This window comes from Methylomonas sp. EFPC3 (assembly GCF_029643245.1).
Classification (GTDB): Bacteria; Pseudomonadota; Gammaproteobacteria; order Methylococcales; family Methylomonadaceae; genus Methylomonas; species Methylomonas koyamae_B.
The window spans coordinates 4,415,036-4,428,213 of sequence record NZ_CP116398.1; the positions used below are offsets into that span (position 1 = coordinate 4,415,036).

Annotated in this window: 13 protein-coding genes; 8 read left to right on the forward strand and 5 right to left on the reverse strand. The window is 49.0% G+C overall.

The window, feature by feature from the left end:
- Nucleotides 1-364 precede the first annotated feature (364 nt).
- Together PL263_RS20220 and PL263_RS20225 are read left to right on the forward strand one after the other, a co-directional pair.
- On the forward strand, nt 365-1,354 hold the full coding sequence (locus PL263_RS20220) for a magnesium and cobalt transport protein CorA (RefSeq protein ID WP_278211060.1): 990 nt from the start codon (nt 365-367) through the stop codon (nt 1,352-1,354).
- A 23-nt stretch (nt 1,355-1,377) separates the two neighbouring features.
- The gene (locus PL263_RS20225; RefSeq protein ID WP_278211061.1) at nt 1,378-2,592 is read left to right on the forward strand and encodes an MFS transporter; all 1,215 of its coding nucleotides are present in this window, start codon (nt 1,378-1,380) and stop codon (nt 2,590-2,592) included.
- A gap of 215 nt (nt 2,593-2,807) precedes the next feature.
- Here the strand turns inward: PL263_RS20225 and PL263_RS20230 are convergent, their stop codons facing one another.
- Nucleotides 2,808-3,389 carry a cation diffusion facilitator family transporter gene (locus PL263_RS20230; RefSeq protein WP_278211062.1) on the reverse strand — a complete coding sequence of 194 codons (582 nt, stop codon included), beginning with the start codon at nt 3,387-3,389 and terminating at the stop codon, nt 2,808-2,810.
- Nucleotides 3,390-3,547: 158 nt separating this feature from the next.
- Here PL263_RS20230 and cadR point away from each other — a divergent pair, with 158 nt between their 5' ends.
- The 4 genes from cadR to PL263_RS20255 all read left to right on the forward strand — a co-directional run bounded on the left by cadR (nt 3,548) and on the right by PL263_RS20255 (nt 5,833).
- Nucleotides 3,548-3,973, forward strand: coding sequence for a Cd(II)/Pb(II)-responsive transcriptional regulator (cadR, locus tag PL263_RS20235; RefSeq protein WP_278211063.1), 426 nt, complete (start codon nt 3,548-3,550; stop codon nt 3,971-3,973).
- 39 nt (nt 3,974-4,012) lie between these two features.
- Nucleotides 4,013-4,561, forward strand: coding sequence for a MerR family DNA-binding protein (locus PL263_RS20240; protein ID WP_278211064.1), 549 nt, complete (start codon nt 4,013-4,015; stop codon nt 4,559-4,561).
- 97 nt (nt 4,562-4,658) lie between these two features.
- On the forward strand, nt 4,659-5,366 hold the full coding sequence (locus PL263_RS20375) for a MerT/CopZ fusion-like heavy metal transport selenoprotein (RefSeq protein WP_331725264.1): 708 nt from the start codon (nt 4,659-4,661) through the stop codon (nt 5,364-5,366).
- Nucleotides 5,367-5,383: 17 nt separating this feature from the next.
- Complete coding sequence (locus tag PL263_RS20255; protein ID WP_278211067.1) at nt 5,384-5,833, forward strand: hypothetical protein; 450 nt, start codon at nt 5,384-5,386, stop codon at nt 5,831-5,833.
- Nucleotides 5,834-5,936: 103 nt separating this feature from the next.
- Here PL263_RS20255 and PL263_RS20260 read toward each other — a convergent pair whose 3' ends face one another.
- Genes PL263_RS20260 through mobH form a run of 3 tightly spaced genes read right to left on the reverse strand, consistent with a single transcriptional unit; the run spans nt 5,937 to nt 10,653 of the window.
- The gene (locus PL263_RS20260) at nt 5,937-6,569 is read right to left on the reverse strand and encodes a DUF4400 domain-containing protein (protein ID WP_278211068.1); all 633 of its coding nucleotides are present in this window, start codon (nt 6,567-6,569) and stop codon (nt 5,937-5,939) included.
- A gap of 2 nt (nt 6,570-6,571) precedes the next feature.
- Nucleotides 6,572-8,398, reverse strand: coding sequence for a conjugative transfer system coupling protein TraD (gene traD / locus PL263_RS20265; protein ID WP_278211069.1), 1,827 nt, complete (start codon nt 8,396-8,398; stop codon nt 6,572-6,574).
- Nucleotides 8,395-10,653: a MobH family relaxase gene (mobH, locus tag PL263_RS20270; RefSeq protein WP_278211070.1), complete on the reverse strand. Its 2,259-nt coding sequence runs from the start codon at nt 10,651-10,653 to the stop codon at nt 8,395-8,397. Before mobH ends, traD begins: the two co-directional genes overlap by 4 nt.
- A 130-nt stretch (nt 10,654-10,783) precedes the next feature.
- Between mobH and PL263_RS20275 the strand changes: the two genes are divergently transcribed.
- Complete coding sequence (locus PL263_RS20275; protein WP_278211072.1) at nt 10,784-11,242, forward strand: hypothetical protein; 459 nt, start codon at nt 10,784-10,786, stop codon at nt 11,240-11,242.
- A gap of 8 nt (nt 11,243-11,250) precedes the next feature.
- Nucleotides 11,251-12,117: a plasmid replication initiator TrfA gene (trfA, locus tag PL263_RS20280; RefSeq protein WP_278211073.1), complete on the forward strand. Its 867-nt coding sequence runs from the start codon at nt 11,251-11,253 to the stop codon at nt 12,115-12,117.
- Between the two features lie 408 nt (nt 12,118-12,525).
- Here the strand turns inward: trfA and mobI are convergent, their stop codons facing one another.
- Nucleotides 12,526-12,996: a conjugative transfer protein MobI(A/C) gene (gene mobI / locus PL263_RS20285; protein WP_278211074.1), complete on the reverse strand. Its 471-nt coding sequence runs from the start codon at nt 12,994-12,996 to the stop codon at nt 12,526-12,528.
- Nucleotides 12,997-13,178 lie beyond the last annotated feature (182 nt).

A 13,178-nucleotide genomic window follows, 5' to 3' on the forward strand; every position in this document is an offset into this window, starting at 1 on the left:
TGATCATGCAAATTTTGTGGATTGTTTAGGCCGGGATGTTCCAAAAAGCTTTTGCATTAATGGAAATTCGTATTTCGTAGTTATACCCATAGCGTCTTACAAACCAAGTTTTAACTAGTTGAGTCAGCGAGCAATAGCTCGACAGAGTCAATCCGAGCCTTGTATTCAGTTGGTCGCGCGACGAAACCCAGAGCGACGGTGATAGGCGAGAATGGCAGATTGAGGGCAACTGCCATAATGGCGAGAGTGATCAGCAGTATCAGTAATGCCGGCCTGCTTTGAAAAAATGGAGTTTTAGGGGCGCGGATAATCTGCACAATCAAGGTTTGAGTCGTCAAACTATTTCCAAATTAGGAGGGATTTTGTGACAAATAATATCGACCACAGCATGGTGATGAAGTGCGTGGCCTATGAAAATGGCATCAGCATCGGTGATGTTACGTTAGAAGACATCAGCGAAGTGTTGAAACGCGAACACACGTTTGTATGGTTGGGTTTACGGGAAGCGAACAAAGAGTTGCTGTTAAAAATTCAGGAAGAATTCGGATTGCATGATCTGGCGATTGAGGATGCCTGTTCCGCTCATCAGCGGCCTAAAATCGAGGAATATCAGAACTCGGTATTTATGGTGCTAAATACCGCTCAACTTGGCGACGATAGTGTGGAATTTGGTGAAACACATGTGTTTCTCGGCCCTCGATTTTTAGTCACGGTCAGACATGGTGCCTCGCACAGCCTGAACAAAGTCAGATTGCGTTGTGAAGCTATGCCGCAGCAATTAGCCAAAGGACCTGGATTTGCGCTGTATTCGATCATGGACTTCATCGTCGATAACCACATGCCTGTGATCGATGGCTTGCAGACCCGTTTCGATGTTTTGGAATCGGCGATTTTTCAATACAAACCCAGCCGGCAAACCATGGAAGGCCTATACGAACTAAAACGTGAATTACTCTTATTAGAAGGCGCTATCACACCGGTGATCGACATCTGCAACGAGTTAATGCGTTTTCATAATGACATGATTCCTAAAGATGTGCGGGTGTATTTCCGTGATATTGCCGACCATATCAAACGTATCCATCAAAGCATTCACAGCATGCGGGAAATGTTGCTTGCCGCCATGCAAGTTCATTTGACCTTTGAAACTGTCAGGCAGAACGATGTCGTCAAAAAGCTGGCCGGTTGGGGGGCAATACTTGCAATACCCACCATGGTCTTTAGTTGGTATGGAATGAATTTTAAGCACATGCCTGAATTGGATTGGGAATTCAGTTACCCCATAGTAATTGGCATCGTGTTTTTGGGTAGCACATTGCTTTATTGGCGTTTGAGAAGAGCTCATTGGCTATGACCAACTGATTACGTAGAATAATTTTGCTTAAACATCTGCTATTACCCGCCAGCGTAGACAAGACCATATTGCCCATCATTGTTGGACGGGCATTGCGGGCTTTTTCCGATGGCTTTGTTGCGGTGTTATTGCCCGCATATTTATTGGCCTTGGGTTTTGACACGTGGCAAGTGGGGGCGATAGCAACATCGACACTGTTAGGATCGGCCATGGCTACACTGGCGGTGGGAACTTGGGGGCATAAAGTCCATGATCGCGAATTACTGCTAGTTGCTGCGCTATTGATGATCTCGACTGGGTTCGCCTTTGCCAGTCAAACGTCATTCTGGCCATTGTTGATGATTGCCTTCATTGGTACGCTCAATCCCAGCTCCGGTGACGTCAGCTTGTTTCTGCCACTTGAACATGCTCGACTGGCAGAGGCGGCCCACGATCAAGCTCGGACAGCACTGTTTGCCCGTTATAGCCTTATCGGTGCATTGTTCGCGGCTTTGGGTGCTTTATCGGCGGGACTGCCAGATTATCTTGTCCAAACTATTGACATCAACAGACTTGATGGCTTTCGATTCATGTTTGTCCTTTATAGTCTTATCGGCTTTACTATTTGGCTACTGTATAGACGCTTACCACAGTCACATACTGAACAGCGAAAGCCAGCGCAGCCATTAGGACCATCCAAGTCAGTAGTGATAAAACTGGCGACCTTGTTTTCCCTGGATTCCTTCGCTGGCGGATTAGTCGTCAATTCGCTGTTAGCGCTTTGGCTATTCAAGCGTTTCGATTTGTCATTAGCCGCAGCTGGTTCGTTTTTCTTTTGGGCCGGTTTGCTGACGTCCTTATCCCAGTTGGTTGCACCACACTTGGCAAAACGGATTGGACTGATCAATACCATGGTGTTCACGCACATCCCTGCAAATCTCAGTCTAATCGGGGCCGCATTTGCGCCTGACATCGAAACAGCACTCGGTTTGTTGTTGCTGCGATCCTTATTATCCCAGATGGATGTGCCGGCTCGAAGCGCATTTGTGATGCTGGCGGTGACCCCTGAAGAGAGAGCGGCGGCGGCTAGTTTTACATTGGTACCTCGGAGCTTGGCGTCTTCGCTCAGTCCAACGCTAGGAGGGGCTTTATTTACAACTGGTTTTTTTGCGCTTCCATTGGTGGGGTGCGGGGTTTTGAAGATTGCCTACGATCTGATGTTGTGGCGCGCTTTCAGAAAATTCGAGGCTAAAAATTAGCTGAATTGATGTGAAATAGAGTTTACGATATTTTCGCATATCATTTGAAGATGACTATCCAAAGTCCTGAAGAGCACGAAATTTAAGGATGTGACCGCTTGAGCGCTCAAGAAAAATCGGGAAATCCGTTGCTGGGCCGCCTGGCAATAAAAATCCTCCCCAACTGGTCTCTGTCGGGGGATTATTAGAGAAAGCAAAAAATGGAAAATCGCGTGCTAAGACTTGTCAATGCTGCGCAGCTCTCGGGCTGATTGTCGTAAAACGCCGAACGCAGAATGAAGAAACAATCCGGCGATTAGAGTTCCAACGACGATGTCTGGCCAACGCGAAGAGAGCTGGTAGCTTGTACCAGCAGCTAACAGGACCCCGACATTGGCGATTAAGTCATTGCGTGAACACAGCCAGGTCGATCTCATATTGAGGTTATCGCTACGGTGTCGGTAGAGTAGGAAAAAGCAGACCAGATTGGCAAGCAACGCTAAAGTGCCAACGATCCCCATCATTTCGGTACTTGGCATGATGGGGTTCAATGCTTTGTAACCGGCTTCCCCGAGAACGCCAAGACCAAAGGCCAGCATGAAGGAGCCCTTCAACACGGCCGCCATCGCCTGCCACCGTTCCGAACGGGCCAGCACGAAAAGGCTGAAGCCGTATACCAGTGAGTCGCCCAGCATATCCAGCGCGTCGGCAAGCAACGAAGTTGAGTGCGCTTGGAGTCCCGCTGCACTTTCCACAAAAAACATGGCCGCATTGATGACAAGCACGATCCACAGTACCCGACTGTGGTTTTGGCGCATAGCGGTTAACTCGCAACTTTTATTTTCACAACAACTGGTCATTTTTTCGTCCTCGCATAAGCATGTAAGGCAGCAACCCGCCCTGATTCTTGCTAATTTGAGACCCTATAGTTACTATAGGGTCAAGTGCTAAATATAGGTGAGGTGACACTATCCAAATGCTCAATAGATTTAAGATTGGTGAGCTGGCTAAAATGGCAGGCTGTCAGGTGGTAACGATTCGTTACTATGAGCGGGAAGGTTTGCTGCCGGAACCGACTCGCTCTGACGGCAACTACCGTCTGTACACCAGCAAGCACCTCGAGCAGCTTCATTTCATTCGCCATTGCCGATCGATGGAGATGACGCTTGAGGACATTCGGATGTTACTCAGATTCCGAGACACGCCAGAAGAAAACTGCAGCGAAGTTGACGCTTTACTTGATCAGCATATCTGTGATGTGGTCGACCGGATCGCGCAACTCAAATCACTGGAAAATCAGTTGAGAAACTTGCGTGGTCAATGCCGTAGTGCCCGAGCCGCCAAGGATTGTAGGATTCTGCAGGGCCTGTCTTCGGAAACAGACGGGCAAACACAACGATGATGTAACGACTTGGCTTTTAGTGCTCCACCCAGAATGCTAGTGAGCCCGAACAACCATTTTTGGTGTCAGATTGAGCCAGCCGTCATTCAAGATAATCTTCAGGGTTATTTGCAAACAGCTGATGATTGGGAAAATTGGGGGCAAAATATAAAACCACCCGTCAACTTTTGGCCCTATGAAATGTCGCCTTTAACCATCGGCAAACTTGCCAGGCAAACCGAAGTCACCATTGAGACTATCCGCCACTATCAACGTATTGGTTTACTGACGGAACCCGAGAAACCCCAGGATGGCTACCGATGTTATTCAGATGATGCGATTACTCGAATCCGGTTCATCAAACGCGCTCAACAGGCCGGATTTACCTTAAAAGAAATTGCCACCTTACTAGCCCTTGATGGGGCGCACTGCGCTGATGTTCGACAATTTGCCGAGCAAAAATACCAGCAGATCGATCAACAAATCAAGGATTTAACGACCCTCCGTCAGGTATTGGGAACGCTGGTCAACGACTGTCAGCAGACAACTTCATCCGCGCGTTGCGCTATTCTCGATGCGTTTAGCGATGATGCAGCAACCCAACCCTGATTTTAAGTAAGACCCCACTGCCCACTTGACTCTGTGCTAAACAACAGGGTTTAGACTTCTTGCCAACATTGAAAATTGTTGAGTTTAGGAGATTCGTATGAAAACAGACCCTGAAATACCTATTAACACCCCGTCTTGGCTAGGTATCGGTGCCATATTGGCCGCGATAGGCGCTTCGGCATGCTGTGTCGGGCCTTTTTTACTTTTATCTTTAGGTATTGGCGGCGCATGGATAAGCACGTTGACAGGACTGGAACCGGTTCGTCCATTTTTCATCATCTTAACTCTGTTTTTTATAGGACTTGGGTATCGAAAACTCTATCTAACGCCTGACCGCTGTGAGGTAGATGAAATCTGTGCCATATCCGACATCCAACGCCGACAACGCCTGATGTTTTGGTTGGGTTCCGCATTCATTTTGATACTGCTGGCCTTTCCCTGGTTAGCGCCTTTTTTCATGGCTTGAGAGGGTTTCGATATGACAATTAAATCCAGTTTGTTAGTTATAAGCTTGTTATCAAGCATTCTGTGGATACCGGCAGCACATGCTGAAACTACTGTTGAACAGCCAAACCGGCAGCAAACGGTGACGCTGAACATCGAAAACATGACCTGCGCTCTGTGTACAGTCACCATTAAAAAAGCCTTACAGAAAGTCGTAGGCGTACAAGAAGTGACTGTCGATTACGATTCAAAAACAGCCACAGTAACCTTTGATAGCAAGAAAACCGATAGTGCAGCCTTGATCAAAGCCACGACGGATGCTGGTTATCCGGGTTCCCTGGTCACACCTATTACCCGATAAAGCCGAGGATACGGTCTATGTCTGATTGCTGCTGCCCAAGTACATCCACCAAAACCAAACAGAATTGTCCTGAATGCGGCTCCACTTGTAAAAGTGTCGGTATGTCTACCCTTTATCATCAGGTCAGGTTTCCCGAGAATCAGTCAATCATCACCGACAGCTATTATTTTTGCCCTGCCAAAACATGCTCAGTTGGGTATTTTTCCAGTGCGGGCAACACCATTCCAAAACAGCATTTACGAAGCTATCAAGCCATTCAAAACAATGCACTTTGTTACTGTTTTGATATTGACGCCAGGCAGTATTTGTCGGCGTTAAAAGATCACCGGGCAGAACCGATCAAAGCTTTCGTCATGCAACGTACTCAAGCAGGGGAATGTGCTTGTGAAGTTAGAAACCCATCAGGCCAGTGCTGTTTAGCAAATTTCAAGCGTTTAGAAAATGAACACAATCCGGATGTCAAATGATCGCTATAAACCAGCCGTTCGGAGAACTGATTTTTTATATTTTTCACAGACCGCTATTGCCCGAACTTGCTCATTCAAACCAAATTACACTCAAAATTAATCATCAAACCCGCTTCTGAGTATTAGCCAATAACGTGTTCATTGCCCAGGCTACGATAAAAATCCCAATCGGCATGGATTGCGGTGGTACCGGAAATGGCACCGTCAGTCCCATCAACAAGAGGTATAAAGCACCCAGCATGACATAGATGCTGTACCGATGTGCCATGGGACTGGGATAATCAAAATTGGTCTGGCTGACCTTGCGACGAATCAAACCATCAACCACAAACGGCAGTATGGCCACTGCTAAAAAGGGTAACCAGGCGCAGGCCATGACGAAGCGCTTGATCATCTGATACACGGTATCCCACAGCACATCGAGTCGGCTTTGAATGAACGGAAACAAATCATTGCGACCGACATCTTCAAAGCCTTTGGACATTTGTCGTTCGCGCTCCGTCGGAATGAAGTAACGGTATACGCTTTCTCTCATGCCTGTTTGGACAAACAATTGATCAAACCAATTCTGAGCCGTATGCCGAATCTCCGCTTCCTTTTTTTCTCCGAAATAAGCAATCAGCAACCGATCTTCGGTTGCCTGGATTTCCCGCGTCCAACGATCCGACACAAAACTGGCGACTAAAATGACTTCCAACAACCAGATCATCAGACTGAATAGTAAATTGCGTTGCATGGTCAGGTTAGTGGGATATCAAGTGCTGATTGCAGTACCGGCAAGCGACCCTTAACGATGCGACCGCCGGATAGCTTGGCGATGTAATGTAAATCAGGCAACTGACCGAGTAACTGCGGTGCAAACAAATCGCCTTCTTCCTCCATCAGGCGCTCACCGACATTTCCGGAAAACACGGAGGGATTGGTCGCACTGGTGGCCACGCCTTGGGTTCGCATGATGTATTTCAAGCGGGTTTTGGGTAGATTATCGGTGATGTACTGCTGCGTTTCGCTGTCCATGATTCGCAGGGCAATCAGGTTGTTGACGTTGCCTAATACCTGACGGGCTTTGTCCTGAGAACCGGTGCGGGCTGCAAAGTCGGCAAAGGTCTGGGTGGCAATGAACAAGCGAATTTTGGCACCACGGCCTTTGTTCAATACCTGGATAAAAGGATCGTTGATGACTTCGGCCGCTTCATCGACAAACACATTCACCGGTCGGTCGGAGACACCGTAGTTATAACGGTCACCGGCAACGGCAGCCAGATCGGCAAGTAAAATAGATCCAATCGCACTGCCGACCAGACCATCGGATAACGAGTCCAGGCCAATATAAGCCACCTGAGCCTTTTCTATAATCAAACCGGTATTGGTGATCGGCCGCAGATCATCGGCGTCATGGGGGTTGGGTGATAGCAACGGCCCCAGTGGTCCCGAAGTCAGCATGTTCATGATCGGTATTAACGAGGCGACCATCTTGCTGAAGTGGGTGCGGTCATGTTCAAACAAAGATAAAAGCCCTTCCAAATCCAGGTTGGGCGCTTGGTATTGCACGTACTCCCGGTAAAAGCGAACTAAACCTGCGGCTTTGGAATCGATGTCTTTGGCGGCTCTTAAATACGGCCTGGCTTCCTGATGCCAATTACCCAAGCAATTATCATAATACCGTTCCAGCGCCTGAATCACCAGCGTGGATGGCCCACCTTCCAGATAACGACGCAACTTTGCCAAGGTAGGTCGTTCCTCAATCACCATCAGCCCTTGAATGACGTTATCTAGCGACTTCTGGCCAAAGGCCTTGAAGGGATCGGAAGTCGTTTCACCGGGTGAAATGGCGGTAATGCGGCTAGCAATTTCAGAGGGCCGATTGAAGTTATGCAGTGGATCCAATCGCACACTGTCTTCCGGAAAGGCGGGATGGAAATACACAAAGCGTTCTGGACGTCCGGCTAACTGACAGGCGCGTTTGGCTGACGCCATTAAATCCTTATCGCCTTTGGGATCGATAATGATCACCGCTTCACCGCGCAATACGGCTTGCGTGACCAGGACATCAAAGGCACGGGTTTTCCCTGCACCGGTAGTGCCCACCAGCAAGGTGTGACCAGCGGTATGCTGAATCGGTTGGCGAACATCGCTTTCCGAGATTTCCAGGCCATGGATCCAGGCCGAGCCCATGCGTTGATGGTCGGTGGGAATTAGAGTCGAGACATCGCGCTTGAGAATTTCATAAGCCAACTGCGCGTGTTTTTGCACCCAGTCGAATCCCCAACCAAACCAAAGGTCGTCGGGATGGCTTGTGACATACGCTTTGAGTTTTTCAGCATCCAGATATTGGAAACGAAATTGGCGTAGCCGTCGTTTTCGATACCAGAGACTGACCGTAATGGGTAGTCGCCAACAGACCATGACACCGCAGGCAATCATCAACCAGTCGAATGGCTCACGAGGTAATCCCGACCAGCGACTGGTCAGATACGCCAGACCCGCACCTCCTGTCCAACCGGCAATCGCTGTGACTTCGTAAATCGGTCGCCAGGGAAACTGATAGTCGTAATCGGATTTCATGGTTCGATTCTGACTTTTACGCCTTTGCCACGACCAATGACTTGGCATTCTTTTAGTGAACCGATGTCGCGCAGAAAGTCATAGCGCTTTAATTGCGGATACTGCTCTAAATAGGCCGATAGTTCATCATCCGAAACGAAATACCAGGTTTCGTCTGTCTGGCCTGGCTGCGGTTTTACTGTGGTATTTGCTGACCGTACATGTTGCAACCAAGCCGATATGGCTTCTGGATAAGCGAGTTTTGCATCGACTTTGCTGGGTGGATGATTGACAGGAGAGATTGAATCGGTTGATTGCTGCTGGGGTGCCGAATTATCTTGGCTCGACTGCTTCTGTTTAGGACTTTCTGGTTTTGTCTGTGACCGTGTGGTTTTGTTCGTTTTCTTGGGCTTTGCAGCCTGAGTTGCTTGACTCGTTGTGTTTATCGGTGTGAGCAGAATTTGCAGCCTATTGCTGGGTTCTGCAGCCAACAGCAGGCCGCGAATTTGGCCCACCCGTTGTACTTTAAGCATGGGCGACAACACGTCGATGACCAGCCAACCTTTGGCTTCAATGACCTGAATGAATGCGGCCGGTTCGACCTGGAGGTTTTCAGGTACGCCAGGGAATGCCAGTAAAAACTGTGTTTGTCTGGCCACGACTTCCACATCCATCTGCCATTCGCCGCGATTGAGCTTATCAGCGATCTGGATCAACCATTCACCGGCTTGTCCTTGTTCGCGCAACCAGGCGATGGTCAAGGTTTGGCTACTATTGCTGTCATCGGTGGCGATGTTTATGGTTTCATGATGGGCTATCAGTGTCTCGCTATTTCCAGATGGTTTTTGTGAACTTGTTTCATCAGTTTCTGCGATTACCTGCACATCGGCATTGCTAGGTGAGATGGCTGTTTCCTCCATAGTCATGACGGATGACTGAGCGGTCAAAGTGTCATCGATTATAGTCTGATTAACATCCCATTCTTCAGCATTTGGATGGTCAATTGCAGTAGGATTTTGGTGGAGCTCATCGCTCGCGATGGTGGTATCAGCTTCGGCGGAATCAGCCAGTTCAATGGCATTGATAGCAACGGGTGGTTCATTACTGAAGATCAATTCCAGAGAAGCAAGGCGCAACATGTATAAGCCAACATCAAAACCGTCTGGCTGCATGCGCCAATAGCGATACTGGCGACCATCGCTCGCCACTTTGGCAATCGCAAAGCCACGTTCGATCAAAATATCCGCCAGGGTATCTTCGTCCCTGGGGATACCCGGTACTTTGTCTTTGGTCAGGATGGCGACGATATCCTGTGCGCCCATTCGCCAAACGATATGGATGCCTTCCTGAAAACGCCAAAGCCGGGCACCTTTTTCATTGACCTGCCATTGTCCACTTTTAACCAGACGGCGCATGGCATCGAACAAGTATTTTTCCACCGGCATGCCCAGTGCCGAATCATGGCTGTGGTAATGGGCTTTGAGATCGCGCTCAACGCTTTGGCAGTCAGCGGCGATGACCAACTCGGATAATTTGGCGCCGCGATTCAAACCATGAATGGTTTCCAGCATGACCTGCATAATATCGGGACCCGGTTCCAGTATGTAGGAACGGGACGCTTTGGTCAGCACTCGTTCAATCACCAGCGCCGAAAACTGTTCGTGGCGCTTGTGACGATTCTCCCGCCAACGTAAAAAATAGCGGTCGATTTGATAGCGCTCGGCCCAGTCAGTCAGGTTTTCATCGCAGGGATTCCAGGTGTATTGGCCTTGTCTGTCGATGACCGCAATATCCGATACTGGTTTGCCAATGTCATGTAATAGGCCCGCAAAACACACGGCCAGTCGCCAACGTAACTCAAGGGTTTTACGCTCGCGTGGCGTGGCGTGGGTGGCAAACAAGCAGCCTTGTGAGGATAAGGTAGCCCAATGGGCGACTTCCAAGCCATGACGGAACAAGCCACCCGCCCCGCGATGGTGATGCGATTCGGACGCCGGCAATAAATGGCTGAATGCCGCATAGCGTGCAATCACGGGAAGTACGACCGATTGGTATAACTCATCGGGTAACGCTAAAGCCTGTTCGATGGCTTGGATCAATTCCGCTTGGCTAACCAAAATCCGTTCCACCGGTGCGGCAGGCAGCCCCTTCATGAACGGCGGATAACGGGGTATCTCTTCTTCAGTGTGTTTTGGCACCTCAATCGTTACAGCCGGCGTTTCGCCGAAAAGCCGTTTGCCGATGCGTTGAATGAGGTGGGTATACAGATTTTCCATAGCAAACCATGCTGACAGAAAACCGCAGGGGTCCACCTTGCAGCTAATTTCAAATTCGGCATTTGCTGCAAGAAGGCTTGAAAAAAGAGTGCTTAGTGTAACGAGCTCCCCAAAACCTTATGGAGCTTCCATGAAACGCAATCCACTAACCGCATATTGCCTGCTGACGTTGCTGATCAGCACCGCATGTCAATCGTTGGTACAGCCAGACCCGTCAACTAGTCAAACGATCATCGAATCTCTTTTGCCGTTGTCTCAACCAGACCAACCTTGGCGACTTGATAGTGCCTGGCAAGCTAGTGCGCTTGGTGGTGCCGTTTATCGTGCCTCATCGCTGGAGCATGTCGTCAGGCAGGTTGATCACGCGTTAACACCGACTGAACCGAACACGGAAAGTGTGGTTCAGACCGTTGGCGAAGTCAGTAGCCAAACAAACATTGAAGATCCCGAACTCCTCGAGCGAGCTTGGCGCAAATATTGTCATCATCAGCTGGATATGACGCCGGAAGAGCGCGCCTTAATTCTGGTGACTAAAATTCCACGCCAAATACTGAGTCATGGCTGCACGCCGTATAGCCTTAAGAAGTAGGCCAGGCTATGAGCAAGAATAATCATGACAGTCTGAACAATCTCAGCGATCGTTTCCAAAAACTGATCGACCATAAATCCGAAAAGCTGAAAATCGTTGCACCGCTGAAATCCCTTCCAACGTGGCCATCGACCATTCGCGGCACCCCCAATGCCTGTTTACGCAGTGCCTTGTTTGCCGGTGTGCAAGGCAACGAACGCATTGCTTACAAAAAACGGACATTGTTAGCGTCGGTAGACGGTATTGAAGTCCGCTACTTGGGCGTGCAGCTCAATCAATCGGATCTTGATGTCTGGATGCAAATCATTCACTTGTCCAGGCAGCAATTACCGGGTTTTAGCGTCACTTTTTCCGCCTATGGGCTGTTGACGGCCTTGGGCCGCAGCAGTGGCAAAAGTCAGCACGAATGGCTCAAAGAGTCGATGGCCCGGCTGGGCGGGGCTTTTGTCGAGATCACTTTTCAAGGCCGCGATACCTTCGGTGAGAAAGGCTTTTTGCGTTATTACCGTGATGAAGTGACTCAGCGGTATGTGGTGGAACTGACAGAATCGATGTTAAGGCTGTTTGAAGAAGGCTACACCTACATCGAATTTGAACAACGGCAAAAATTGCGTAAGCAACCCTTGGCACTGTGGCTACATGGCTTTTTGGCCTCGCACGCGGCACCGTATCCCTTGAAAATCACTACCATTCATCGCTTGAGCGGTAGTGGCGCCCACACCTTACGCGATTTTAAATACCGTTTGCGTAAAGCCCTCAATGCCTTGATAGACATTGGAGCCTTGGAAAATTATGAACTTGGCAATGATGCTGTCAAGATCAAAAAGTGCCCGACACCCAGTCAGCAGCGCTATTTGGCGGGGCAATCGCATTGAAAAAAGCACGGCATTCGACCGACGCTGTTTTTGGCCTGATTGTTGTTCTCGATACGGCATTAGGCCGACGCGGATACGGCATTCGACCGACAGTGGCACGGCATTCGACCGACGGGGTAACGGCATTCGACCGACAGGTACGGCATTCGACCGACGAAAAGCACGGCATTAGGCCGACGTTTGACACGGCATTCGACCGACGCTAGGCCGAATGGGAGAAATCGCTGCAGGCGCTGCAGGATATGACCTGCAGCGATTCTTCAACCACCCAAAAACAGGCTGCTAATCTATTTATAATCTTTATTTAATCTAAATATAGGCAAGGCCTAGCTGTGGATAACTTTTAAGCCTTTTCGCAATGCAAAACTCCAAATTCATTTCTCAGTGATCGTTGCTAAGAGCCAATGATCAACGATTGCCTTCTTGCGTAGCCTGTTGAAATTGGTGGTAGCCATCGCGGATCTTGCCCAGTAACGCCAGTTGCTTACGAATATCGACAAATTCATTTTCCAGTTCTTCCACCAAGGTTTGTTCCCAATCCGGCTCACCTTTCAAAATCTTCTGTAAGGGATAGCGATAGCCCAGGCCTTTTTTGAGGTATTGGCAAATCGGTTTGGTTGCGCCGTTTTGACGCAATGAAGCCATGCGGTACCATTCGATGCTGAATGACAAACTGCTGTCCCGGCGCCGGATACGAACCCCAATTCGGCCGCGTTCGTTTCTTGCCCCTTGTTTATGCCGGTTTTGCAATTGTCGCCAGTAATCATCGACCAGCATGCGGGCCTGGTCATGGAGTTGCTCGAATTGTGTTTCTAGCCAAATTGGTATGACGTTTTCCAATGTGGAAGTAGGCTGATTGTCTGATGGTTCAGTGTGCATAAAATTCCTGTTACTTATCTTCAGGGATTTTGGGTGTAAATCCCTGATGGGAAAGGGGCTAAAAATGGGGTGTGTGCCATGGCGTGAAGCCTATGTCTGAACAGGAATGCTGTTTGCCTTATCCCTGTACTATCAGGGATTTTAAGTTGAATTTTTGGTGTGATGTCGATTGAAAATCCCTG